Origin of the sequence: Serratia sp. JKS000199 (genome assembly GCF_900215455.1) — a bacterium.
GTDB lineage: Bacteria > Pseudomonadota > Gammaproteobacteria > Enterobacterales > Enterobacteriaceae > Serratia > Serratia ureilytica.
The window spans coordinates 1,102,782-1,126,383 of the sequence record NZ_LT907843.1; the positions used below are offsets into that span (position 1 = coordinate 1,102,782).

Consider the following 23,602-nt stretch of genomic DNA (forward strand, 5'->3'; position numbering starts at 1 on the left):
TAACAGAGTCATGGACAAAATTGATCATCATCGCCGTAAATGGCTGGCGCTAGGCGGCGCAGCTATGGGCATAGCGCTGCTCCCTGGGCAGGCGTTTGCCAGTCTTTCCACCGCTCGACCGCGTATTTTAGTGTTGAATAACCTGAATACCGGTGAATCTATTAAAGCCGAGTTCTTTGACGGCAAAGGCTACAATAAAGAAGAGTTGGTTCGGCTAAATCATCTGTTCCGCGATTATCGCGCCAACAAGGTTAAATCGATCGATCCCAGTTTGTTTGATCACCTCTATCGCCTGCAGGGGCTGCTGGGTACCAGCAAGCCGGTGCAGCTGATCTCCGGTTACCGTTCCGTAGATACCAACAACGAATTGCGCGCGCACAGCCGTGGTGTGGCCAAGCACAGCTACCATACCAAGGGCCAGGCGATGGATTTCCATATTGAAGGTATCCAATTGAGTAATATCCGTAAAGCGGCGTTAAAAATGCGCGCTGGTGGTGTAGGATATTACCCACGTAGCAACTTCGTGCACATCGATACCGGCCCGGTTCGGAGCTGGTAATCGCGGTGCCCTCAGTGAATAACGCCGCTCCTTGCGGAGGCGGCGTTATTGTCGTTGGAGCCTTATGAAATACCATCTTATTCCCGTTACCGCTTTTAGCCAGAATTGCAGCCTGATCTGGTGTGAAAACACGCAGCAGGCGGCGTTGGTCGATCCCGGCGGCGAAGCGGAAAAAATCAAAGCGGAAGTGGCGAAGCAGGGTGTGACAATCACGCAGATTTTGCTGACGCACGGCCATTTGGATCACGTCGGCGCGGCGGCGGAGCTGGCGGAACATTATCAGGTGCCGATTTACGGCCCGGATAAAGAGGACGCTTTTTGGCTGGATGGTTTGCCGGCGCAGAGCCGGATGTTCGGGCTGGAAGAGTGTGCGCCGCTGACCCCGACCCGTTGGTTGTCGGAAGGCGATGAGATGCAGGTGGGCGAGATGAAGCTCAAGGTGTTGCATTGTCCTGGGCACACACCGGGCCACATCGTCTTTATCAATGAGCAGGCGCGTTTGGCGCTGGTGGGTGATGTGCTGTTTAACGGCGGCGTGGGGCGCAGCGACTTCCCGCGCGGTGACCATCAGGCGCTGATCGCCTCTATTCGCACCAAGCTGTTGCCGTTAGGCGACGACATGCGCTTTATTCCCGGCCACGGTCCAATGTCGACCTTCGGTCACGAGCGCCAGACCAACCCGTTCCTGCGCGAAGAGCCGGCGGTGTGGTAACGATCATTTCCCGGCAGAAATAATCAAGGGGCGCATAGCGCGCCCCTTCAAACTGGTGGCTTTCGCCGACGCGCTTAGAGCACGGCGACGATGGCTTCACACAGCGGCGCCATATTGTCCGGCGTCATGCCCGCCACGTTCACCCGGCCCGAGTTCACAGCGTAAACGCCAAACTCTTCACGCAGACGCAGCACCTGCTCTTTGGTCAGGCCGCTGAACGAAAACATGCCGTTCTGCTGGATGATGAAGCTGAAGTCCTGCTGCGCGCCTTTCTCCTGCAGGGTGTTCACAAATAGCTGACGCATGCGGTGAATGCGTTGGCGCATATCGGTCAGCTCTTGTTCCCACATCGCGCGCAGCGCATCGTTGCCCAGAATGGTGGCGACAACGGCGGCGCCGTGTGACGGCGGGTTGGAGTAGTTGGCGCGAATGGCCGCTTTCACCTGGCTGAAGGCGCGATCGGCGGTTTCGGCATCGGCGGCTACAATAGTGCAAGCGCCGACGCGCTCATTGTACAGACCGAAGTTTTTCGAATAGGAACTGGCGACGATCAGTTCTTTATGTTTGGCGGCGAAAATACGCAGGCCCTGCGCATCTTCTTCCAGGCCGTTGGCGAAGCCCTGATAAGCGAAGTCGAACAGCGGCAACCACCCGTTGGCGACGGAAAGTTCAGCCAGCTGCGCCCACTGTTCCGGCGTTGGATCGATACCGGTCGGGTTATGGCAGCAGCCGTGGAACAGCACGACATCGCCGGCCTGCGCCTGTTTCAGGCTGTTCAGCAGGCCGTCAAAATCCAACGCGTGGTTGGCGGCGTCATAGTAGGCGTATTCCAGCACTTCCAGGCCCACGGCGCTAAAGACGTTCTTGTGGTTCGGCCAGCTTGGGTTGCTGATCCAGATGCGTTTGGCGCTGGTCTGGTTGGCGATAAAGTCTGCCGCCACGCGCAGGCCGCCGGTGCCGCCAGGCGTCTGTGCGGTGCGCGCGCGGCGATCGGCGACGATCGGGCTCTCTTTACCGAACAGCAGCTCTTGCGTGCAGCTGGCGAACGCCGGGATGCCCTCAATGCCGAGATAGTTTTTGGTGGTCTCATTTTCCAACAGATACTGTTCAGCTTTCTTTACGCTGGTCAGCACCGGGGTTTTACCGGTTTCGTCTTTATAAACGCCAATGCCTAAATTGATTTTATTCGGGCGGGCGTCGGCGCGGAAAATGTCGGTCAGGCCCAGGATCGGGTCGGCGGGTGCGGCGGTGATTTTTTCAAACATGTCAGGTGCTTCCAAATCTCGGAGTTAAGCAGACAGAAGCATCAGGGTAGCGCCAGTTATCGGCTTTGCCAACCGTTTGCGATAAAAACACCGCGATCTTATGAACGTGAAGGATTCGACAGAAAAAATGATGGGGAAGGGGGAATCGGCAGGATAAAAAGTTACCGGCTGATACAAACAAAAACAGGGCCGAAGCCCTGTTTTTTTAACTTAGTCGACGGTGAACCGCCGATAAGCGAGACAACTTAGAACTGGTATACCAGACCAACGCCTACGATATCGTCAGTTGCGATGCCGGTTGCTTTGGTGAAGTCGTTGTCATCCAGCAGGTTGATTTTGTAATCAACATAGGTGGACATGTTTTTGTTGAAGTAGTAAGTGGTACCAACAGAAACATATTTAACCAGATCTTGGTCAGAACCCACGCCTGGGACGTTCAGGTTTTTACCCTTAGACTGCAGGTAAGACACTTCTGGGCGCAGACCGAAGTCGAACTGATACTGAGCAGTCACTTCGAAGTTCTGAGTTTTGCTAGCGAAGCCGCCGCAGTTTTCAGTCGCTGCGCAAGTGTTGGTGAAGTTACCGCCACCGAACGGAGTCATGTTACGGGTTTCTGCATACATTGCCGCCAGGTAGACGTTGTTGGCGTCATATTTCGCGCCCACGGTCCATGCGTCAGCCTTGTCGCCACGCTCGTTTGAACGCAGTTTCTGGTCGTCGGTACGGTTGGAAGAAGCGTATGCAGCGCCGAAGCTTACGCCTTCGCCGATGTCATAAGTAGAGGAAATGCCCCAGCCGTCGCCGTTTTGTTTTTTGACGTCACGGCCGTCGTTCTGGTTTTTGCCCTGGTATTGCAGAGCGAAGTTCAGACCGTCAACCAGACCGAAGAAGTTGTTGTTACGATAGGTCGCAACGCCGTTGGTACGGCCGGTCATGAAGTTGTCGGAGTAGGTGTAAGTATCGCCACCGAACTCTGGCAGCATATCGGTCCAGCCTTCCACGTCGTACAGTACGCCGTAGTTACGGCCGTAGTCGAAGGAGCCGTAGTCAGCGAATTTCAGACCGGCGAAGCCCAGACGGGTTTTGGTGCCTTCGGTGCCCTGAGATTCGGCGTGGTTGGACTGAACGTTGTATTCCCACTGGCCGTAACCGGTCAGTTGGTCAGTAATCTGGGTTTCACCTTTGAAGCCGAAACGAACATAGGTCTGATCGCCGTCATTACCTTTGTCTTTGGAGAAGTAGTGCAGACCGTCAACTTTGCCGTACAGATCCAGCTTGTTGCCGTCTTTGTTGTAGATTTCAGCTGCGTTTGCTGCACCAGCAGCCAACAGAGCCGGGATTACCACTGCAAGAATGTTGCGCTTCATCATTATTACCCTCATTGGTGTTATTCGGACACCTTTGCCACTGCCGCCAATAATTCTTTGGGAACTATTGTTGATAGATTGGTGTCGTCCTGTGTCTGAACGCAGTGTTCCATTCACAGGCGGGTTAATCTAGGACGAAAATGATACCAATGTCCCAATCAGGTTGCAAAAGGAAAGTATGTGTAACCAAATGTAATTTTTCGGGAACTTTGTGACGTGCGTCAATATTAAAAAATGCGAAAGGCCAGCGATGCTGGCCTTTGTTTTGTAACGAAATCGTTTAAAAAACGTGTGATCGTATAAATTAGAAGCTTGCGTTACGCGGCGTGCGCGGGAATGGAATCACATCGCGCACGTTTTGCACGCCGGTGACATAGGCGATTAAACGTTCAAAGCCCAGGCCGAAACCGGAATGCGGCACGGTGCCGTAGCGGCGCAGATCGCGATACCACCAGTAGTCTTCTTTATTCAGCCCCATCTCTTCCAGACGCTGATCGAGCACGTCGAGGCGTTCTTCACGCTGCGAGCCACCGATGATTTCGCCGATGCCCGGCGCCAGCACGTCCATGGCCGCGACGGTCTTGCCGTCTTCGTTCATGCGCATGTAGAACGCTTTGATGTCTTTCGGGTAGTTTTTCACCACCACCGGCGCCTGGAAGTGTTTCTCCGCCAGGTAACGTTCATGCTCGGAAGAGAGATCGATGCCCCAGGAAACCGGGTTTTCGAAGGTTTGGCCCGAGGCCAGCAGGATCTCAATGGCGTCGGTGTAGTCCACCTGGGCGAAATCGGAAGACACGAAGCGCTCCAGACGAGCGATAGCGTCTTTATCCACGCGCTCGGCGAAGAATTTCAGATCGTCGGCACGTTCATCCAGCACCGCCTGGAACACATACTTCAGCATGCTTTCGGCGAGGCCGGCGACGTCGTCCAGCGTAGCGAAGGCCACTTCCGGTTCGATCATCCAGAACTCCGCCAGGTGGCGGCTGGTGTTGGAGTTTTCGGCGCGGAAGGTTGGGCCGAAGGTGTAAACCTTCGACAGCGCGCAAGCGTAGGTTTCGCCGTTCAGCTGGCCGGAAACGGTGAGGAAGGCTTCCTTACCGAAGAAGTCTTCGCTGAAATCGACGGTGCCTTTGTCGGTGCGCGGCAGGTTTTCCAGATCCAGCGTGGACACGCGGAACATCTCGCCGGCGCCTTCGGTATCGGAGGCGGTGATCAGCGGAGTAGAGACCCAGAAATACCCATTTTCATGGAAGAAGCGGTGGATCGCCTGCGCCAGAGTATGACGTACGCGCGCCACGGCGCCGATCAGGTTGGTGCGCGGGCGCAGGTGAGCCACTTCGCGCAGGTATTCGATGCTGTGGCGCTTGGCCGCCATCGGGTAAGTGTCCGGATCGTCGACCCAGCCGACCACTTTGATTGCGGTAGCCTGCAGTTCGAAGCTCTGGCCTTCGCCCGGTGAAGCGACGACTTTGCCGGTGACTTCAACCGAACAACCGGTGGTCAGATGTAGCACTTCATCCTGATAATTCGGCAGAGAATTATTAACGACGGCCTGTAACGGATCAAAGCAGGAACCGTCATAGACGGCCAGGAAGGAGATACCAGCTTTTGAATCTCTCCGGGTACGTACCCAGCCGCGTACGGTGACTTCACTGTCAACCGCAGCACGACCTTGCAGTACGTCGACTACAGGCACTACGCTCATAGATTTCTCTCTTTAATAATTTGGTTTAGAAATAGCTTACAACCCAAGAATATGGGGGTAATGGCTATGTTACTTGCCGCGGTGCAGAGCACAAGCAGAAATCATCGGATTGGCGCAACATTTATCGCGGCTGACTGAAAAGAGGGCGTTCGGGATAAAAACAAAAAAGCCGGCGCGTAAACCGGGCCGGCTTTCTTTCTCTCTATATAGAGAAGGTTCAGCTGGCTTTCTTCACCAGCGGCAGATCGAAGGCCTTGCGCAAGGCCCGCACGAATGCCTGGTCCTGGCAGATGGTCTTGCCGGGGCTGTCGGAGAGCTTAGCCACCGGTTTGCCTTTGCATTCGACCAGCTTGATCACGATATTCAACGGCTTAACGCCGGGAATATCACAGGTCAGGCGCGTGCCGATACCGAAGCTGAGATTGATGCGCTGATAGAAGTGGCGATAGAGCGCCAGCGCTTTTTCCAGATCCAGGTTGTCCGAGAACACCAGCGTTTTGCTCATGGGGTCGATGCCCAGTTTCTGATAGTGGGCAATGGCTTTCTCGCCCCACTCGACGGGATCGCCCGAATCGTGGCGCAGCCCCTGATAACGCTCGGCGAACTGCGGGCCGAAGTCGCGCAGGAAAGCATCCATGGTAATGCAGTCGGTGAGCGCGATGCCAAGCTGATCGGGGTATTCATCCAGCCAGGCCTGCAATGCGGCGCGCTGGCTGTTGGCCAGCACCGGGCTTATCTGCTGATGCGCCTGGAACCATTCATGCGCCTGCGTGCCGACCGGCGCCAGGCCGAGCTGATGCGCCAGATCGTAATTGCTGGTGCCCGACAGGTACGGGAATTCGGCCTGCAAGGTGCTGACGATGGCCTGTTGTACGCCCTGGGAGAAACGGCGACGGGTGCCGAAGTCCATCAGCTTGAAGCGTGAAAGATCCAAATCGCCCGCCAGCGTCTTGAACTGCGCCAACTTGGTTTGCAGGTGGACTACCGCCTGTTCCGGCGTCGCCAGCGGAGAACGCCGGCGGTGCACCACTTCGCTGATCACCGCCAGCAGCGGCACTTCCCACATGATCACTTCACGCCACGGCCCGGCGATGCGGATTTGCAGCTTGCCGTCGCGGTTGTCGATGGTCACCTGCTGCGGATCGTATCGGAACGTGCGCAGCCAGCTCAGGTAATCTTGACGGAAGAAGGGCAGACCCGAAAGGTAAGCGAATTCGGCGTCGGTCAGCGCCAGCTGGCTCATCAGGGCGACCTGCGCGCGGATCTCGTCGGCATATTCGCCCAGCAGTTCGTCGCCGCGGCAGCGGAATTCCGCCGCCACGCTGATCGCGGGATAGCGATGGAACACTGCTTGCTGCATATGAAGCTTGTAAGCATCGGTATCAAGCAGTGATGTCAAAATCGGGGAAGCGTATTGAGTCATAGCGCGTTACAGCATCCTCGTCAGGCGCGTGTCCAAATCCGGATAATCATAAAAGTGGGGGTGGAGTATACCCGGATTATCCTGTTATTGAAGCTGCATCACACCATAAATCACCGAAGCGGGTCGAGGATTAAACGTGCCTTTATGGCGGGCTGGCGACGGCGGCGGGGGAAAAAAGCCAGATATGCCTGTAAGGTGAATGACTTAGCCTAATTAGTCATAAAAATTATAATGTTAATTATTTTAAACAACAAATCAGATAAACCCGGCCTGGGTGTGCACGCTGACCCGATCCTTGCCGTTCTTTTTGCAAAAATAGAGCGCTTCGTCCGCCTGTTTTATCGCCGCCTGCAGCGCAGTGAACGCGTTGACCGGCGCAATGCCGCAGCTGGTGGTGAAACGCACTTGCCGCCCGTCGGCCAAATTTAGCGTCAGGCGATGGGTGCGGGCGCGCAATTGCTCCATGATGTCCCGCGCGTTGTCCAACGAACAGTTGCCCAGCAGCACCGCGAACTCTTCGCCACCGTAGCGGCAGAAGATGTCGCTGGCGCGAAACGCGCGTTGCAACAGATGGCCGAATTCCACCAGCGCCCGGTCACCGACATCGTGGCCGTAGCTGTCGTTGAGCTGTTTGAAGTTGTCGATATCGATCAGGCAAAAGGCCTGCGGGTAGCTACCGTCGCCCAATAGCTGGCATTCGAGGAAGAATTTACGGCGGTTATAAATGTTGGTGAGCGGATCGAGGAAGGAAGAGGCCTCAAGCTCTTTAATCAGCAGCTGTTTCTCGCTTTCCAGCGAGACCTTGTCCAACTGATATTGTCTGAGCTGTTGAATGGCGTCGCTGATGGCGATCAGTTCCCGGCTGTAGAAGGCGTCGTTGCGATCGATATTCATCTCGCCGCGCGACAGCCGCACGATATTGTTGTGGGTTTTGGTCAACCAGCGGTTGATGTTGGTGCAGAACACCAGCGCCGGCAAAATGAACAGCAGCACCCCCAGACCGGCGAGCGCGATCATGCCGTAAATGGTGGTCTGGCTGTCATAAATCTTGTGACGCGAAGCGACGGTTTCCAGCTCGAAGCTGCGTTGATACAGCGTCTGCGAAAGCCCGCTCAACTCGTCGACATAGCGCGAGATCAGCGCGGCGGGATAGGGCTTTTGGGTATTGATGGCGGTGTATAGCCCATCGGTAATCTGCTTGAGGCGTTCGGTAGACACCTGGGTGAGCAACTGATTGACGATGCTGGTGGTTTGCACGTCGTCGTAGTTGAGCTTCATGAAGATCAACCGGGTGCTCAGCGCGTTCAGGACGCCGGTCAACTGAATGGACTTCAGATAGGCGTCTTTGCGATCGAGCGGGCTGACGTTGACGTCGATAATCTGATCGCTTAACTCCGTCAGCGACATATTCAGCCGGTTGTTGAGGCGAATGGCCTCGAGAAACATAAAGGAGTCGGTATCCACCATTCGGGTATCGTAGGTGTAGCGGTAATAGCTCTTGCTGGTTTGCGAGATGTAATAGGCGCTGTTGATGTTGAACAGGTTGGCGTTGGCGTTGTTGACCTGCGAAAGCTGCAGGTTGTCGTTATCCAGCAACTGTTCCATCAGGCCGATCATCGACAGCGCGGCGATTTTTTGCCGCACACCCAGCTCCCTGGCGACCGTGTCGTTCAGATGCTCGCGGATCCGGGCGATTTTCTCGCGCGCCACCCGATCGGCGGCCAGACACTGCGCGCGAGTGATTTGCGGATCGATCAGGCTCAAGCGTTTGAGACGGTGAGCCTGCAGCGAAGCCTGAAAGGCCTCGGAGATTTCTTTGGCGCGATCGATCTTATACAGGTTGAGCTGGTTATCGCGGTACTCGGTATGGGCTTCGAGCAGTTCCTCGACGATGAACAGCGAGAAGGAAGTCATCAGGCACAGGGTGAAAAAATAGATAGCGTATTTGATTTTCATAGTGCGAGTCATCCCTGAGCCTGATTCGGCAATTATACCATCATGCCGCCTGTGCCGCCTCAACAATGCCGGAGCGCCGCGAAGGCGGTTTTTTAGCATTAAATGCTGATTTTTATTTAGCCATTGGTCACCCGCGCTGCCATCTGGTGGGTGAACTATGATTTGCCTCTGATTTCTTTATCGCGCTTGCCCGGCGGATCTGGGCTTTTCAGCCAGCTGTGATACAGTTTATTCACAATCAGGTTCGCCGAGCGCCGCAGGGGAAATCTCCAGCGACGGCGCGGAGGAGAAGAGCGGCCTGGCACCTATAACTCACTGAGACGTTTAAGGGTTTTTATGACACAACAGCCACAGGCAAAATATCGCCACGATTATCGCGCGCCCGATTACACCACGACCGACATCGATTTGGACTTCAGTCTGGACGCGGAAACCACGCGCGTGACCGCCGTCAGTAAAATCAAACGTCAGGGCGCGGCCGGCGCACCGCTGGTGCTGGATGGCGAGGATCTGACGCTGGTGAGCATTCAGGTCGACGGTCAACCGTGGAGCGCCTATCGTCAGCAGGATAACCAGCTGATCGTCGAAGCGTTGCCGGCACAATTCACTCTGACCATCGTCAACGATATTCACCCGGCGAAAAACACCGCGCTGGAAGGGCTGTATCTGTCCGGCGATGCGCTGTGCACGCAATGCGAAGCCGAAGGCTTCCATCATATTACCTATTACCAGGATCGCCCGGACGTGCTGGCGCGCTTTACCACCCGCATCGTGGCCGACAAGGCGCGCTATCCGTTCCTGCTGTCGAACGGCAACCGTATTGGCCAGGGTGAATTGGCCGATGGTCGCCACTGGGTGCAATGGCAGGATCCGTTCCCGAAACCTTGCTACCTGTTCGCGTTGGTGGCGGGGGACTTCGACGTGCTGCGCGACAGCTTCACCACCCGTTCCGGCCGTAAGGTCGCGCTGGAGCTGTTTGTCGATCGCGGCAACCTGGATCGCGCCGACTGGGCGATGACCTCGTTGAAAAACTCGATGAAGTGGGACGAGACCCGCTTCGGTCTGGAATACGATCTCGACATTTATATGATCGTGGCGGTCGATTTCTTCAATATGGGCGCGATGGAGAACAAAGGGTTAAATATCTTTAACTCCAAATACGTGTTGGCGAAGGCGGAAACCGCCACCGACAAAGATTACCTGAACATCGAAGCAGTGATTGGCCACGAATACTTCCACAACTGGACCGGCAACCGCGTCACCTGCCGCGACTGGTTCCAGCTCAGCCTGAAAGAGGGGCTGACGGTGTTCCGCGATCAAGAGTTCAGTTCCGATCTGGGCTCGCGTTCGGTCAACCGTATCGATAACGTGCGCGTGATGCGCGGCGCGCAGTTCGCCGAAGACGCCAGCCCGATGGCGCATGCCATTCGTCCGGATAAAGTCATCGAGATGAACAACTTTTACACCCTGACGGTGTATGAGAAAGGTTCTGAAGTGATCCGCATGATGCACACCCTGCTGGGGGAAGAGAACTTCCAGAAAGGGATGCAGCTCTATTTCGAACGCCACGACGGCAGCGCCGCCACCTGCGATGACTTCGTGCAGGCGATGGAGGACGCGTCCAACGTGGATCTGTCGCGCTTCCGCCGTTGGTATAACCAGTCCGGCACGCCGCTGTTGACGGTGCGCGACGAGTACGATGCGGAAACTCAGCAATATCGCCTGCATGTCAGCCAGAAAACCCCGCCGACCGCCGATCAGCCTGAGAAGTTGCCGCTGCATATTCCGCTGGATATCGAGCTGTACGACAGCGAAGGTAACGTCATCGCGCTGCAGAAGGGCGGCCTGCCGGTCAACAACGTGCTGAACGTCACCGAAGCGGAGCAGACCTTCGTGTTCGACGGCGTGGCGCACAAGCCGGTGCCGTCGCTGCTGCGTGAATTCTCTGCGCCGGTGAAACTGGATTATCCGTACAGCGATCAGCAACTGACCTTCCTGATGCAGCACGCGCGCAATGAGTTTGCGCGTTGGGATGCGGCGCAGAGCCTGCTTGCGACCTACATCAAACTGAACGTGGCGCGGCACCAGCAGAAGCAGCCGTTGTCGCTGCCGCTGCACGTGGCCGACGCGTTCCGTGCGGTGTTGCTGAACGAGACGCTGGATCCGGCGCTGGCGGCGCAGATCCTGACGCTGCCGTCGGAGAACGAAATCGCTGAACTGTTCGCCACCATCGATCCGGAAGCGATCGCCGCGGTGCACGAAGCGATCGTTCGCTGCCTGGCGCGGGAGTTGGCCGATGAGTGGCTGGCGGTGTATCACGCCAACAAGACCGACGGCTACCGCGTGGAGCACGCCGACATCGCCAAGCGCGCCTTGCGCAATGTGTGCCTGGGTTATCTGGCGTTCGGCGAAGATGCGGCGCTGGCGGACCAACTGGTGAGCGAACAGTATCGCCAGGCGGATAACATGACCGACTCGCTGGCGGCGCTGTCCGCTGCGGTTGCGGCCCAGTTGCCGTGTCGCGATGCGCTGTTGGCGGCGTTCGACGAGCGCTGGCATCAGGATGGCCTGGTGATGGACAAATGGTTCGTGCTGCAGGGGAGCAGCCCGTCGGCGGATGTGTTGAGCAAGGTGCGTGCGCTGCTGCAACACCGCTCGTTCAGCCTGAGCAACCCGAACCGCACCCGCTCGCTGATCGGCGGCTTCGCTTCCGGCAACCCGGCGGCGTTCCATGCGGCGGATGGCAGCGGTTATCAATTCCTGGTGGAGATCCTCAGCGATCTCAACCAGCGCAACCCGCAGATCGCCGCGCGCCTGATCGAACCGCTGATTCGCCTGAAGCGTTACGACGCCGGTCGCCAGGCGCTGATGCGCAAAGCGTTGGAACAGCTGAAAGGGTTGGAAAACCTGTCCGGCGATCTGTACGAGAAGATCAGCAAGGCGCTCGACGCCTAATCTTCTCACCGTGAATACCCAAAGGGACGGCCTGCGCCGTCCCTTTTTTCGTTCAATTCGCCGCCTGGCGTGGGCTGGCCGCGGTGACCGGCGGCGATAACACCCGCTCCAGCACTTCAGCTTCCAGTTCCGCCAGCCTGGCTGAACCCTTACGGCGTGGCCGCGGCAGATCGATGCTCAGATCCAGTCCGATGTGGCCCTCTTCAATCAGGATCACCCGATCCGCCAGCGCGATGGCTTCGCTGACGTCGTGCGTCACCAGCAGTACGGTAAAACCGTGCTGTTGCCACAGCGATTCTATCAGCCCTTGCATCTCGATGCGCGTCAGGGCATCCAGCGCCCCGAGCGGTTCGTCCAGCAGCAGCAGGCGGGGGCGGTGGATCAACGCGCGCGCCAGGGCGACCCGCTGCTTTTGTCCGCCGGACAGCGCCGCCGGCCAGTCGCGGGCGCGATCCGCCAAACCGACCGCGGCCAGCGCCTGCAGCGCCGCGTCGCGCCAGTGGCCGCGCAGCCCCAGACCCACGTTGTCGATCACCGTTTTCCACGGCAACAGGCGCGCATCCTGAAACATCAGCCGGGTATCCTCTTTGGCGGCGGCAAGCGGCGCATTGCCGCTGAGCAGCGCGCCGCTGCTGGCCTGTTCCAGGCCGGCCAACAGACGCAGCAGGGTGCTCTTGCCGCAGCCGCTGCGGCCGACCACCGCCACGAACTGCCCGGCGGAGATGCGTAGCTGAATGTTATCCAGCACGGTGCGGTTGCCGTAACGTTTGCCGATGGACTCCAGCGTCACCGGCGTGCCTTGCGCAAGGCGAGCGGGAAGGGTCATAGCGCTTCTCCCTGTTTCAGTTGATAGGCCGGATGCCAGCGCAGCCAGACGCGTTCCAGCAGTTGCGCGCCCACGTCTGCCAGCTTGCCGAGCAGGGCGTACAGCACGATCGCCACCACCACCACGTCGGTTTGCAGAAATTCACGCGCGTTCATCGCCAGATAACCGATGCCGGAGTTGGCCGAGATGGTTTCGGCGACGATCAGCGTCAACCACATGAACCCGAGGGCGAAACGCACGCCGACCATAATCGACGGCAACGCGCCCGGCAGCACTACCTGCGTGAACAGGCGAAAACCGCTCAGACCGTAGCTGCGCGCCATCTCCAGCAGGCCGCGATCGATGTTTTTGATGCCGTGATAGGTATTGAGATAAATCGGGAACAACGTGCCGAGCGCCACCAGAAAGATCTTGGCGGATTCATCGATGCCGAACCACAGGATCACCAGTGGGATTAGCGCCAGGTGCGGCACGTTGCGGATCATTTGCACCGAACTGTCCAACAGGCGTTCACCCCAGCGCGACAGCCCGGTAATAAAGCCGAGAATCAGTCCGATGCTGCCGCCGATGCCAAAGCCGATCAACGCGCGCTGGCTGCTGATGCTCAGGTGCTGCCACAGTTCGCCGCTTTGGCTCAGGCGCCAGAAGGCGGCCAGCACCGCACTCGGCGCCGGCAAAATGCGGTTGGACAGCCAGCCGGTTTCGACGGCGACTTGCCAGATGATCACCAGCGCCAGCGGCAGCGCCCAAGGGGCCAGCCGGTACAGGATGCGTTGCGCGTTCTTTGCCATCGGGGCGCTCCTCAGCTCTGCGACACTTTTTGCGGAACATAGATGTTGGCCACCACTTCGCCCTGCGGGCGCACCGGTTGAAGGCGCGCGGGCGTTTCCTCCTGCGCCAGATCGAGGTGCGGAAACAGCAGTTCGCCGACGCGGTAGGCCTCTTCCAGATGCGGATAGCCGGAGAGAATAAAGGTGTCGATGCCCAGATCGGCGTATTCCTGCATGCGCGCCGCGACCGTCGGGCCATCGCCCACCAGCGCGGTGCCGGCGCCGCCGCGCACCAGGCCGATGCCGGCCCACAGGTTCGGGCTGATCTCCAGATTATCCTTCTTGCCGCCGTGCAGCGCCGCCATGCGCCGTTGGCCGACGGAGTCGAAGCGGGCAAAGGCCTGCTGCGCGTTGGCGATGGTTTCCTCATCGAGGTGGGCGATCAGCCGATCGGCGGCGCGCCAGGCCTCTTCGGTAGTTTCCCGCACGATGACGTGCAGACGGATGCCGAAGCGTACTTGCCGGCCCTTCGCCGCCGCTTTGGCGCGCACCTCTTCGATCTTCTCTTTGACCTGCGCCGGCGGCTCTCCCCAGGTGAGGTACATTTCTACCTGCTCGGCGGCCAGATCCTGCGCGGCGGCGGAGGATCCGCCGAAATAGAGCGGCGGGCGCGGTTGCTGCACCGGCGGGAACAGCAGTTTGGCGCCTTTCACCTGAATATGCTTGCCGTGGAAATCGACGGTTTCACCTTCCAGCACCCGGCGCCAGATATGAGTGAACTCGGTCGAGGCTTCGTAACGCTCTTCATGACTGAGATGCAACCCCTCCGCCGCCAGCTCTTCCGGATCGCCGCCGGTGACCAGATTGAACAGGGCGCGCCCGTTGGACAGGCGATCCAGCGTCGCCGCCTGACGCGCCGCCAGCGTAGGGGAGATGATACCCGGCCGCAGCGCGACCAAAAATTTCAGCCGCTGGGTGACCGGGATCAGCGAGGCGGCCACCAGCCAGGAGTCTTCGCAAGAGCGACCGGTGGGGATCAGCACGCCGCCGAATCCCAGCCGGTCCGCCGCTTGGGCGATTTGTTGCAAGTAACCGTGATCGACGCTGCGAGCGCCCTGTGCGCTGCCAAGATAGTGGCCGTCGCCGTGGGTGGGTAAAAACCAGAAAACGTTCAGGCTCATCGTCAATGCTCTCCCGTATTTATTGCGCGCTTGGGCGCCAGATGCGTTGCGAGATGTCGACCTTCACCGGCACCAGCCGGTTGGCGTAAAACAGGTCGGCGGTTTGCTGCTGCGCGGCGATCGTATGCGCATCGAGCGGTGTGATGGCGGTCGGGGGACGGTGATCCAGATAGCTGGCGATCACCGGTTCCGGCAGCCCCATGGCGTTGGCCAGCAAGGTCACGCTTTGCGCCCGGTCGCTGCGGGTGAGCGCATCGGCCTGGGTCAGCACCGTCAGGACCTGGCTGATAAAGGCGCCATTGGCTTCGACATAAGGGCGCGCCGCCAGATAGAAGGAACCGGTCTGGTTCAGATCGGTGCCGTCGCCGAGCACCCGCACGCCGCCCTGCAGCAGCGCGGCGGAATAATAAGGATCCCAGATAGCCCAGGCATCGACGTTGCCTTGCTGGAATGCGGCGCGCGCATCGGCGGGGGTCAGGTAGGCGGGTTGGATATCCGTAAATTTCAGGCCGGCCTTTTGCAGCGATCGCAGCAGCAGGTTGTGTGAGCTGGATCCTTTCTGAAATGCGACCTTATGGCCTTTCAGATCGGCGACGGTTTTGATCGGGCTGTTTTCCGGCACCAGGATCACTTCCGCCTTCGGTTTGGGAGGCTCAACGCCGACATACAGCAGGTCCGCCCCGGCGGCCTGCGCGAAGATCGGCGGAATATCACCGGTGCTGCCCAGATCGATGCTGCCGACGTTCAAGGCTTCCAGCATCTGCGGGCCGGCGGGAAATTCAATCCAGCTGATGCGGGTGGCGAGGAAGCGCTCCTCCAGCATCCGGTGGCTTTTCGCCAGCACCAGACTCACCGATCCTTTCTGGTAACCGATGCGAAATTGCGCCGGATCCTGCGCGACGGCGGCGTTGGCCCAGACCAGCGACAGCAGGCCGGTGAAGGCCGCTGCGCTCAGCCAACGTCGCAAAGCGTTGCGTTGTTTCATTCAGGCTCTCCTTTTCCAGGCATTTCAGGCGGTTTGACGCGCCGTCAGCGGCGAGGCGACGCGCAGCGCGGGCGGTTTGCGGCGCCCAAGCGCCAGATAGAAACTGGCGAGCGCTTCTTCCAACCGGGCGGCCACGGCGTCGGTGAGCGTGGCGCTTTCGCCGGTCAGCTGGATCTGACTGTCGTCGGCGAACACGCCGTGCAGCACCTCTTGCGCTTTGAGCGCCGCCAGCACCGGTTTCAGCGCATAGTCCACCGCCAGCATGTGACCGACAGAACCGCCGGTCGCCAGCGGCAGCACCACTTTATGGTCCAGCGCGCGTTCCGGCAGCAGGTCCAGCAGGGTTTTCAGCGCGCCGGAGAACGACGCTTTATAAACCGGTGTGGAAATCAGCAGGCCGTCGGCCTGCGCCAGCTGGTCGGCAAACGCCTTGATCGCCGGACTGTTGAAGTTGGCGTACAGCAGATCTTCGGCATCGAAGTCGTGCAGGGTATAGGCCGTCACCTCCACCCCTTGTTGCCGCAGCCAGTTCTGACTCAGCGAGAGCAGCGCGGCGGAACGTGATGGGATGCGTGGGCTACCGGCCAGTGATATAACGCGCATTGCCACTCCTTATAACTAAAAGTTAGGTTTAATTAGAAAATTAATGGGAAGTGTTTTAAACCTACCAGCAACCGGGCGCGTTTTTTAAATCTCATTTTTTGATTTGGATATGCGTAAAAGCGGATTGGCGCCGATTTGGCGATGAAGAGGGAAAACGATTGCGTAAAAACGGCTTTTTTTGCCTTTAATCAATTCCAATTAGGCGGGGGATACCGGATAATACGCCCCCGGTTTGCAACCGGGAAATCAGGAGAGTCCATGTACTACCCCCTCATCAGGAAAGCGTTGTTCCAGCTCGATCCGGAGCGCGCGCACGAAGTGACCTTTCGTCAGCTCAGCCGTATTACCGGCACCCCATTAGCGTTTCTTGTCCGTCAGTCCGTGCCGACCAAACCGGTCAGCTGCATGGGGCTGTCGTTTAAAAACCCGCTGGGATTGGCCGCCGGTCTGGATAAAAACGGCGAATGCATCGATGCGTTCGGCGCGATGGGCTTCGGCCATGTGGAAGTCGGCACCGTGACGCCGCGTCCGCAATCGGGCAACGACAAGCCGCGCTTGTTCCGCGTGGTTGAGGCGGAAGGCCTGATTAACCGCATGGGGTTCAATAACCATGGCGTGGACAATCTGGTTGAAAACGTTAAGAAATCCCATTTCGGCGGCATTCTTGGGATCAATATCGGCAAGAATAAAGACACGCCGGTCGAACAGGGTAAAGACGATTATTTGATCTGCATGGATAAAGTTTATCCGTATGCCGGTTATATCGCGATTAACATCTCTTCACCGAATACGCCGGGGTTACGATCCTTACAGTATGGTGAAGCGCTGGATGATCTTTTGGCTGCGATTAAAAATAAGCAGCAGGAATTACATGCGCGTCATCACAAATATGTGCCGGTAGCGGTAAAGATCGCGCCGGATCTTTCTGAAGAAGAATTGATCCAAATTGCCGATAGCCTGGTGCGGCATAATATCGATGGCGTGATCGCCACCAATACCACGTTGGATCGAAAATTGATCCAAGGGCTGAATTACTGCGAACAAGCGGGCGGGTTAAGTGGGCGTCCGTTGCAATCACGCAGCACCGAAGTGATCCGTCGCCTCTCCACCGAACTGCAAGGACGTCTGCCGATTATCGGCGTAGGCGGCATCGATTCGCTGACGGCGGCGCGCGAAAAAATGGAGGCCGGCGCGAGCCTGCTGCAAATTTATTCCGGATTTATCTATCACGGCCCGCGTTTGATTAAAGATATCGTTACCCATATCTAATATTTTTCCTCTCATTTTATTCCGGGGGTTTATTTCTGCCCCCGGCTCGTCTATATTTTGTTCGTTAGCTTAAATATCGTTCGCGGAATTATCCGATGTTTAAGCTATTTCATCGGTGATAAAATCGCCTTTTAGGGTGAGTGCGGCGTTGGCATGGGCAGCGAGAAGGATACGAAATGAAGATAAAACCTGACGATAATTGGCGTTGGTATTTTGATGCCGAACACGATCGGCTAATGCTGGATTTAGCTAATGGTATGATCTTTCGTTCACGTTTCCCGGCCAAAATGTTAACGCCGGACGCCTTCGATGAATGCGCTTTTTGCGTGGATGACGCCGCCCTTTATTTCACCTATGAAGAACAGTGCAAGCAGGTCAAGCTGAGCCATGAACAGCGCGCCGAGCTGGTGTTGAATGCGCTGGTCGCCTACCGCTTCCTGAAACCGCTGATGCCGAAGAGCTGGCATTTCTCGCAGCAGCACTACCCGTTGCAGCCGAAAAACGGCGAGCTGGCGGCGGTGAAAGTGATGGAAAGCGGCGCGGAAGCGCGCCTGCTGGTGGTCGAGGCCGGGGATAACGCCAGCCTGTGCCTGCTGGCGCAAAATCAGCTGACGGTCGCCGGCCGCACCATGGTCTTGGGCGACGCCATCAAGGTGATGCACGATCGGCTGAAACCTTGCGCGCAGGATGAAAGCGCCGCCCCGGCTTACGACAGGGCGGTATAAGGCGGATTACACCAACGTCAAATCAGTTTTCGGGATGCAGCTGCAGCACAGGATGGTGCCGTTGTCGCCCAGCGCGCTTTTCTTCAGGGGCGCGACTTCACCGCTCAGCAATGTAATGCGGCAGCTGCCGCAAATCCCGGCGCGGCACGAGTAAGGCACGCGAATGCCTTGCTGTTCCAGTTGTTCGAGCAGGATCTGCTGGTTATTGCCGGTAAATACCTTTCCTTCATATTCGATCGTGACGCTGTGAGCGCTGTCCTGCGGCGCCTGCACGCTCTCCACCACTTTACCTGCGCCATAAGGGCGCGGCGGCTTGGTTGACAAGACTTCCACCGTATCGCCCACGCGAATGATGCCGCTGTTGCGCGCGGTCATATTCTGGCCGAAATCGATGTCGCCGTTGTCGGCGGAGCGGAATTTTTGCAGCGTGCTGAGCGGTTCGCCGCTCGGGTGCTTGCGGCCACGCTCGGTGCTGACGGTGGTGAGCACGCAGCGGCTGCAGGGTTTCACCAGATCGAACATCACATTGCCGACGCGGATCACCTGCCAGCCGTCTTCAGCCCAGGCGGTAGCGCCGCTCACCACCAGATTGGGGCGGAACTGTTCCAGCTTGATGCTGCCGGGGCAACGCTGCTGCAGGTCGTTGAATGAAGCTTGGTTAATCAGCAGATAAGGGTAGCCGTCGGCAAACGTCAGCGGGATTTCAGGGTGTTTCTTGACCCGGCGGGTCAGCTCCGGCCCCAGCCAGCGCAGCTGCACGTCGCGCTGGAAATAGCCGCTCAGCCAGCGGTTGATCTCATCCGGCGCGATCAGCGCGGTGAAATGGTTGCCCCACACCTCGGTCGGCTGCGGCGCGGCCGCGAAGTCGCTGAAGCGAATGGCGGCGCTTTCACCGTCCGGCGCGGTCAGAAACAGCCCGTCCGGCAACAGCGCCGGCGTGAACAACACCATCTGCGGATATTGGCGCGCGGTAATAAAGGTGCCGTCCGGTTCGGTGATCATAAAGTTGCGGTCAAAGGCCAGACCGCTGCTGCCGACCTGGGCGTAGGAAAGCTGCAAGCCGCGCAGTGATTTAACCGGATGGACGTAGAGTCTGGAAAGCGTGATCACCCTTATCTCCGTACGATGATTAAATAGAAGGGAGCAACTTTATGACAAGCGGTGCGGATTAGCTATAATGCGCAACAATTTTCTTTTTGGTGATAAGTACGATATGAACTCTCTGTTTGCCAGCACGGCGCGTGGATTGGAAGAACTGTTAAAAAGCGAGCTGGAAACGCTTGGCGCTCACGACTGCAAAGTGGTGCAGGGCGGGGTACATTTTCAGGGTGACGATCGTCTTCTGTACCAAAGCCTGCTGTGGAGCCGCCTGGCTTCGCGCATTTTGTTGCCGCTGAACGAATTCCGCGTGCACAGCGACCTGGATCTGTACCTCGGCGTGCAGGCGATTGACTGGCCGAGCATTTTTGGCGTGGATAAAACCTTCGCCGTGCATTTCAGCGGCGTGAACGAAGAGATCCGCAACAGCCAGTATGGCGCGCTGAAGGTGAAAGACGCCATCGTTGACAGCTTCACCCGTAAGCTCGACCAACGCCCGACGGTTGCCAAACAGCAGCCGGACATTCGCGTTAACGTCTTTCTGCAACGCGATATGGCCAGCGTGGCGCTCGATCTGAGCGGCGAAGGCCTGCACCAGCGCGGCTACCGCGATCTCACCGGCCAGGCGCCGTTGAAGGAAAACCTGGCGGCCGCCATCGTGTTGCGTTCCGGCTGGCAGCCGGGCACGCCGATGCTCGATCCGATGTGCGGCTCCGGCACGCTGTTGATCGAAGCGGCGATGATCGCTGCCGATCGCGCGCCGGGCCTGCACCGTCAACACTGGGGCTTCAGCGCCTGGAATGGTCACAACGCCGAACTGTGGCGTGAAGTCACCACCGAAGCGCAGGTGCGCGCGCGTCGCGGCCTGCAGGAAACTACCTCTCGCTTCTTCGGTTCCGATATCGATCGTCGGGTGATTGAGATGGCGCGCGGCAACGCCCGCCGCGCCGGCGTCGCCGAGCTGATCACCTTCAACGTCGGCGACGTCGCGCGCTTGACCAACCCGCTGCCGGAAGGCCCGCACGGCACGGTGATCAGCAACCCGCCGTACGGCGAGCGTCTGGAAAGCGAACCGGCGCTGATCGCGCTGCACAACATGCTGGGCCGCGTGATGAAAAGCGCCTTTGGCGGTTGGCAGCTGTCGCTGTTCAGCGCCTCGCCGGAGCTGTTGAGCTGCCTGCAGCTGCGCGCCGAGCGCCAGTTCAAGGCGAAGAACGGCCCGCTGGAGTGCGTGCAGAAAAACTATCAGCTGGCGGCAAGCCCGGCCGGCAACGCTACCGGCGGCGTGCAGGTGGCGGAAGATTTCGCCAACCGTCTGCGCAAGAATTTGAAGAAGCTCGACAAGTGGGCGAAGCAACAAGGCATCGAATGCTACCGCCTGTACGATGCCGATCTGCCAGAATACAACGTCGCGGTGGACCGTTACGGCAGCAAGGTGGTGGTGCAGGAGTATGCGCCGCCGAAAACCGTCGATGCGCAGAAAGCGCGTCAGCGCCTGTTCGATGTGATCAACGCGACGCTGGCGGTGCTGGAATTGCCGTCGAATCAGCTGATCCTGAAAACCCGCGAGCGGCAGAAGGGCAAAAACCAGTACGAGAAACTGGCGCAGAAGGGCGAGTTCTTGCTGGTGGAAGAGTATAACGCCAAGCTGTGGGTCAACCTGACCGACTATCTCGATACCGGCCTGTTCCTCGATCACCGCATTGCGCGCCGTATGCTGGGCGAGATGAGCGGCGGCAAGGACTTCCTCAACCTGTTCGCCTATACCGGCACCGCCAGCGTGCATGCCGGGCTGGGCGGCGCGCGCAGCACCACCACGGTGGACATGTCGCGCACCTACCTGGAATGGGCGGAGAAGAACCTGCGCGCCAACGGCCTGACCGGCCGCCAGCATCGGCTGATCCAGGCCGACTGCCTGTCGTGGCTGAGCAATGCCAATGAACAGTTCGACGTGATCTTCATCGATCCGCCGACGTTCTCCAACTCCAAGCGGATGGAGAACACCTTTGACGTGCAGCGCGATCACCTGGCGCTGATGAAAGATTTGAAACGGTTGCTGCGCCGCAACGGGATCATTATGTTCTCGAACAACAAGCGCGGTTTCCAAATGGATATGGCAGGGCTGAGTGCGCTGGGCCTGGAGGCGAAAGAGATCACCGCCAAGACGTTGTCGCAGGATTTTGCCCGTAACCGTCAGATCCACAACTGCTGGCTGGTGACTCACGCCGGCGAAGGAAAATAATTACTATGTCGTTAATCAGCATGTCCGGCGCCTGGCTCTCTTTCAGCGATGCGCCATTGTTAGACAACACCGAAATTCATATCGAAGACAACGAGCGCGTGTGTCTGGTCGGGCGCAACGGCGCCGGCAAATCCACGCTGCTGAAGATCCTAGGCAAAGAGATCCCGCTGGATGACGGCCGGGTGATCTACGAACAGGATCTGATCGTGGCGCGTCTGCAACAGGATCCGCCGCGCAATATCGGCGGCAGCGTATTCGACTTTGTGGCGGAAGGTGTCGCGGAGCAGGCGGAACACCTGAAGGCCTATCACGCGATCTCCCACCTGGTGGAAAGCGATCCGAGCGAGAAAAACCTGGCGCGCATGGCGCAAATCATGGAGATCCTCGATCACCAGGGGCTGTGGCAGCTCGACAGCCGCATTAGCGAAGTGCTGCTGCAGCTGGGGCTGAACGGCGACGCCGAGCTTTCCTCGCTGTCCGGCGGCTGGCTGCGCAAAGCGGCGCTGGGCCGCGCGCTGGTGAGCTCGCCGCGCGTGTTGTTGCTCGACGAACCGACCAACCACCTGGATATCGAAACCATCGACTGGCTGGAAGGTTTCCTGAAAGAGTTCGACGGCAGCATCGTCTTCATCTCGCACGACCGTTCGTTTATCCGCAACATGGCGACGCGCATCGTCGATCTGGATCGCGGCAAGCTGGTTTCCTGGCCGGGCAACTACGATCTGTACCTGCAGAGCAAAGAAGAAGCGCTGCGGGTGGAAGAGCTGCAAAACGCCGAGTTCGACCGCAAGCTGGCGCAGGAAGAGGTCTGGATCCGTCAGGGCATCAAGGCGCGCCGCACCCGCAACGAGGGCCGCGTGCGCGCGCTGAAGGCGCTGCGCGTCGAGCGTTCAGAGCGCCGTGAAGTGATGGGCACCGCCAAGATGCAGGTGGAAGAGGCGACCCGCTCCGGCAAAATCGTATTCGAGCTGGAAGACGTCAATTATCAGGTTGGCGAAAAGGTGCTGGTACGCGGTTTCTCCGCCCAGGTGCAGCGCGGCGACAAGATTGCGCTGGTGGGGCCGAACGGCTGCGGCAAAACCACGCTGCTGAAACTGATGCTCGGTCAGCTGAAAGCCGACAGCGGTCGCGTGCACTGCGGCACCAAGCTGGAAGTGGCCTATTTCGACCAGCACCGCGCCGATCTCGATCCGGAGCGCACGGTGATGGACAACCTGGCGGAAGGCAAGCAGGAAGTGATGGTCAACGGCCGTCCTCGCCACGTGCTGGGCTACCTGCAGGACTTCCTGTTCCACCCGAAACGCGCGATGACGCCGGTGAAGGCGCTGTCGGGCGGTGAGCGTAACCGCTTGCTGTTGGCTAAGCTGTTTCTGAAACCGAGCAATCTGCTGATCCTCGATGAACCAACCAACGATCTCGACGTCGAAACGCTGGAGCTGCTGGAAGAGCTGATCGACGGCTATCAGGGCACTGTGTTGCTGGTCAGTCACGATCGTCAGTTCGTTGACAACTCGGTGACCGAGTGCTGGATCTTCGAAGGCAATGGCGTGATCAACGCCTTCGTCGGCGGTTACTACGATGCGCATCACCAGCGCGCGACAGCGAAACCGATTCGTCAGGCGGCGCCGAGCGCGAGCAAACCGGCGGCGGAGAAAAAGGCCGAACAGCCGAAGAAAGCGACGGCCAAGCTGAGTTACAACCTGCTGCGCGAACTGGAACAGCTGCCGCAGCGGCTCGAACAGCTGGAAGCGGAAATCGAAGCGCTGCAGGCGCAGATGAGCGATGCCGACTTCTTCACGCGGCCGCACAGCGAAACGCAAGAAGTGCTGACGGCGTTGGCTAACGCCGAGCAGGCGCTCGAGCAGGCCTTCGCCCGCTGGGAAGAGCTGGAAGCGATGAAAAACGGCTGACCGTTGCGATACCGCCCGCGCGCTGCTGCGGGCGGTATCGACGTGCCGGTG

Annotated in this window: 18 protein-coding genes; 7 read left to right on the plus strand and 11 right to left on the minus strand. The window is 58.6% G+C overall.

Translation table 11 applies throughout. The features are described from left to right. The first annotated feature begins 10 nt into the window (after positions 1-10). Positions 11-559 carry a YcbK family protein gene (locus CPH57_RS05285; protein ID WP_004928217.1) on the plus strand — a complete coding sequence of 183 codons (549 nt, stop codon included), beginning with the start codon at positions 11-13 and terminating at the stop codon, positions 557-559. 64 nt (positions 560-623) lie between these two features. Continuing rightward, on the plus strand, positions 624-1,271 hold the full coding sequence (locus CPH57_RS05290; protein WP_033642573.1) for an MBL fold metallo-hydrolase: 648 nt from the start codon (positions 624-626) through the stop codon (positions 1,269-1,271). Between the two features lie 74 nt (positions 1,272-1,345). On the opposite strand, the gene CPH57_RS05295 is transcribed toward CPH57_RS05290, so the two are convergent. The 5 genes from CPH57_RS05295 to CPH57_RS05315 form a co-directional block, all read right to left on the minus strand. Beyond that, complete coding sequence (locus CPH57_RS05295; RefSeq protein ID WP_033642574.1) at positions 1,346-2,536, minus strand: amino acid aminotransferase; 1,191 nt, start codon at positions 2,534-2,536, stop codon at positions 1,346-1,348. Positions 2,537-2,781: 245 nt separating this feature from the next. Next, the gene (ompC, locus tag CPH57_RS05300; protein ID WP_046686781.1) at positions 2,782-3,906 is read right to left on the minus strand and encodes a porin OmpC; all 1,125 of its coding nucleotides are present in this window, start codon (positions 3,904-3,906) and stop codon (positions 2,782-2,784) included. 301 nt (positions 3,907-4,207) lie between these two features. Further along, positions 4,208-5,608 carry an asparagine--tRNA ligase gene (asnS, locus tag CPH57_RS05305; RefSeq protein WP_033642576.1) on the minus strand — a complete coding sequence of 467 codons (1,401 nt, stop codon included), beginning with the start codon at positions 5,606-5,608 and terminating at the stop codon, positions 4,208-4,210. A gap of 217 nt (positions 5,609-5,825) precedes the next feature. After that, positions 5,826-7,031: a nicotinate phosphoribosyltransferase gene (gene pncB / locus CPH57_RS05310; RefSeq protein ID WP_096242112.1), complete on the minus strand. Its 1,206-nt coding sequence runs from the start codon at positions 7,029-7,031 to the stop codon at positions 5,826-5,828. Between the two features lie 255 nt (positions 7,032-7,286). Continuing rightward, a complete protein-coding gene (locus tag CPH57_RS05315) occupies positions 7,287-8,987 on the minus strand; it encodes a GGDEF domain-containing protein (protein WP_042784121.1) in 1,701 nt (566 codons plus the stop codon). Between the two features lie 336 nt (positions 8,988-9,323). Between CPH57_RS05315 and pepN the strand changes: the two genes are divergently transcribed. Then, positions 9,324-11,942: an aminopeptidase N gene (gene pepN, locus CPH57_RS05320; protein ID WP_096242113.1), complete on the plus strand. Its 2,619-nt coding sequence runs from the start codon at positions 9,324-9,326 to the stop codon at positions 11,940-11,942. 52 nt (positions 11,943-11,994) lie between these two features. Here pepN and ssuB read toward each other — a convergent pair whose 3' ends face one another. Genes ssuB through ssuE form a run of 5 tightly spaced genes read right to left on the minus strand, consistent with a single transcriptional unit; the run spans position 11,995 to position 16,307 of the window. Continuing rightward, on the minus strand, positions 11,995-12,768 hold the full coding sequence (ssuB, locus tag CPH57_RS05325) for an aliphatic sulfonates ABC transporter ATP-binding protein (protein WP_042784124.1): 774 nt from the start codon (positions 12,766-12,768) through the stop codon (positions 11,995-11,997). Next, entirely contained in the window at positions 12,765-13,559 is a 795-nt protein-coding gene (gene ssuC, locus CPH57_RS05330; RefSeq protein ID WP_033650683.1) for an aliphatic sulfonate ABC transporter permease SsuC, read from the minus strand. Before ssuC ends, ssuB begins: the two co-directional genes overlap by 4 nt. An 11-nt stretch (positions 13,560-13,570) precedes the next feature. Next, on the minus strand, positions 13,571-14,719 hold the full coding sequence (gene ssuD / locus CPH57_RS05335; protein WP_016928301.1) for an FMNH2-dependent alkanesulfonate monooxygenase: 1,149 nt from the start codon (positions 14,717-14,719) through the stop codon (positions 13,571-13,573). A gap of 19 nt (positions 14,720-14,738) precedes the next feature. Further along, entirely contained in the window at positions 14,739-15,704 is a 966-nt protein-coding gene (locus CPH57_RS05340) for a sulfonate ABC transporter substrate-binding protein (RefSeq protein WP_096242114.1), read from the minus strand. Positions 15,705-15,728: 24 nt separating this feature from the next. Next, positions 15,729-16,307 (minus strand): NADPH-dependent FMN reductase, encoded by a 579-nt coding sequence (gene ssuE, locus CPH57_RS05345; RefSeq protein WP_033642583.1) that lies wholly within the window; start codon positions 16,305-16,307, stop codon positions 15,729-15,731. Positions 16,308-16,565: 258 nt separating this feature from the next. Between ssuE and pyrD the strand changes: the two genes are divergently transcribed. After that, entirely contained in the window at positions 16,566-17,576 is a 1,011-nt protein-coding gene (gene pyrD / locus CPH57_RS05350; RefSeq protein ID WP_060421813.1) for a quinone-dependent dihydroorotate dehydrogenase, read from the plus strand. Between the two features lie 176 nt (positions 17,577-17,752). After that, positions 17,753-18,301: a cell division protein ZapC gene (locus tag CPH57_RS05355; protein ID WP_004928171.1), complete on the plus strand. Its 549-nt coding sequence runs from the start codon at positions 17,753-17,755 to the stop codon at positions 18,299-18,301. 6 nt (positions 18,302-18,307) lie between these two features. Here CPH57_RS05355 and CPH57_RS05360 read toward each other — a convergent pair whose 3' ends face one another. After that, on the minus strand, positions 18,308-19,411 hold the full coding sequence (locus CPH57_RS05360) for a YcbX family protein (RefSeq protein WP_096242115.1): 1,104 nt from the start codon (positions 19,409-19,411) through the stop codon (positions 18,308-18,310). 103 nt (positions 19,412-19,514) lie between these two features. On the opposite strand from CPH57_RS05360, the gene rlmKL reads away from it, so the two are divergent. Together rlmKL and CPH57_RS05370 are read left to right on the plus strand one after the other, a co-directional pair. Continuing rightward, complete coding sequence (gene rlmKL / locus CPH57_RS05365; protein WP_096242824.1) at positions 19,515-21,641, plus strand: bifunctional 23S rRNA (guanine(2069)-N(7))-methyltransferase RlmK/23S rRNA (guanine(2445)-N(2))-methyltransferase RlmL; 2,127 nt, start codon at positions 19,515-19,517, stop codon at positions 21,639-21,641. A 5-nt stretch (positions 21,642-21,646) separates the two neighbouring features. Further along, complete coding sequence (locus tag CPH57_RS05370) at positions 21,647-23,551, plus strand: ABC transporter ATP-binding protein (protein WP_033642586.1); 1,905 nt, start codon at positions 21,647-21,649, stop codon at positions 23,549-23,551. Positions 23,552-23,602: the final 51 nt, after the last annotated feature.

Bases quoted from the DNA above. Each gene is read 5' to 3' on its own strand.
- pepN (WP_096242113.1), top strand. From the start codon at position 9,324: ATGACACAACAGCCACAGGCAAAATATCGCCACGATTATCGCGCGCCC.
- CPH57_RS05290 (WP_033642573.1), top strand. From the start codon at position 624: ATGAAATACCATCTTATTCCCGTTACCGCTTTTAGCCAGAATTGCAGC.
- ompC (WP_046686781.1), bottom strand. From the start codon at position 3,906: ATGATGAAGCGCAACATTCTTGCAGTGGTAATCCCGGCTCTGTTGGCT.
- ssuB (WP_042784124.1), bottom strand. From the start codon at position 12,768: ATGACCCTTCCCGCTCGCCTTGCGCAAGGCACGCCGGTGACGCTGGAG.
- pncB (WP_096242112.1), bottom strand. From the start codon at position 7,031: ATGACTCAATACGCTTCCCCGATTTTGACATCACTGCTTGATACCGAT.
- CPH57_RS05315 (WP_042784121.1), bottom strand. From the start codon at position 8,987: ATGAAAATCAAATACGCTATCTATTTTTTCACCCTGTGCCTGATGACT.
- pyrD (WP_060421813.1), top strand. From the start codon at position 16,566: ATGTACTACCCCCTCATCAGGAAAGCGTTGTTCCAGCTCGATCCGGAG.
- CPH57_RS05295 (WP_033642574.1), bottom strand. From the start codon at position 2,536: ATGTTTGAAAAAATCACCGCCGCACCCGCCGACCCGATCCTGGGCCTG.
- ssuE (WP_033642583.1), bottom strand. From the start codon at position 16,307: ATGCGCGTTATATCACTGGCCGGTAGCCCACGCATCCCATCACGTTCC.
- ssuC (WP_033650683.1), bottom strand. From the start codon at position 13,559: ATGGCAAAGAACGCGCAACGCATCCTGTACCGGCTGGCCCCTTGGGCG.
- ssuD (WP_016928301.1), bottom strand. From the start codon at position 14,719: ATGAGCCTGAACGTTTTCTGGTTTTTACCCACCCACGGCGACGGCCAC.
- asnS (WP_033642576.1), bottom strand. From the start codon at position 5,608: ATGAGCGTAGTGCCTGTAGTCGACGTACTGCAAGGTCGTGCTGCGGTT.
- CPH57_RS05355 (WP_004928171.1), top strand. From the start codon at position 17,753: ATGAAGATAAAACCTGACGATAATTGGCGTTGGTATTTTGATGCCGAA.
- rlmKL (WP_096242824.1), top strand. From the start codon at position 19,515: ATGAACTCTCTGTTTGCCAGCACGGCGCGTGGATTGGAAGAACTGTTA.
- CPH57_RS05285 (WP_004928217.1), top strand. From the start codon at position 11: ATGGACAAAATTGATCATCATCGCCGTAAATGGCTGGCGCTAGGCGGC.
- CPH57_RS05340 (WP_096242114.1), bottom strand. From the start codon at position 15,704: ATGAAACAACGCAACGCTTTGCGACGTTGGCTGAGCGCAGCGGCCTTC.
- CPH57_RS05370 (WP_033642586.1), top strand. From the start codon at position 21,647: ATGTCGTTAATCAGCATGTCCGGCGCCTGGCTCTCTTTCAGCGATGCG.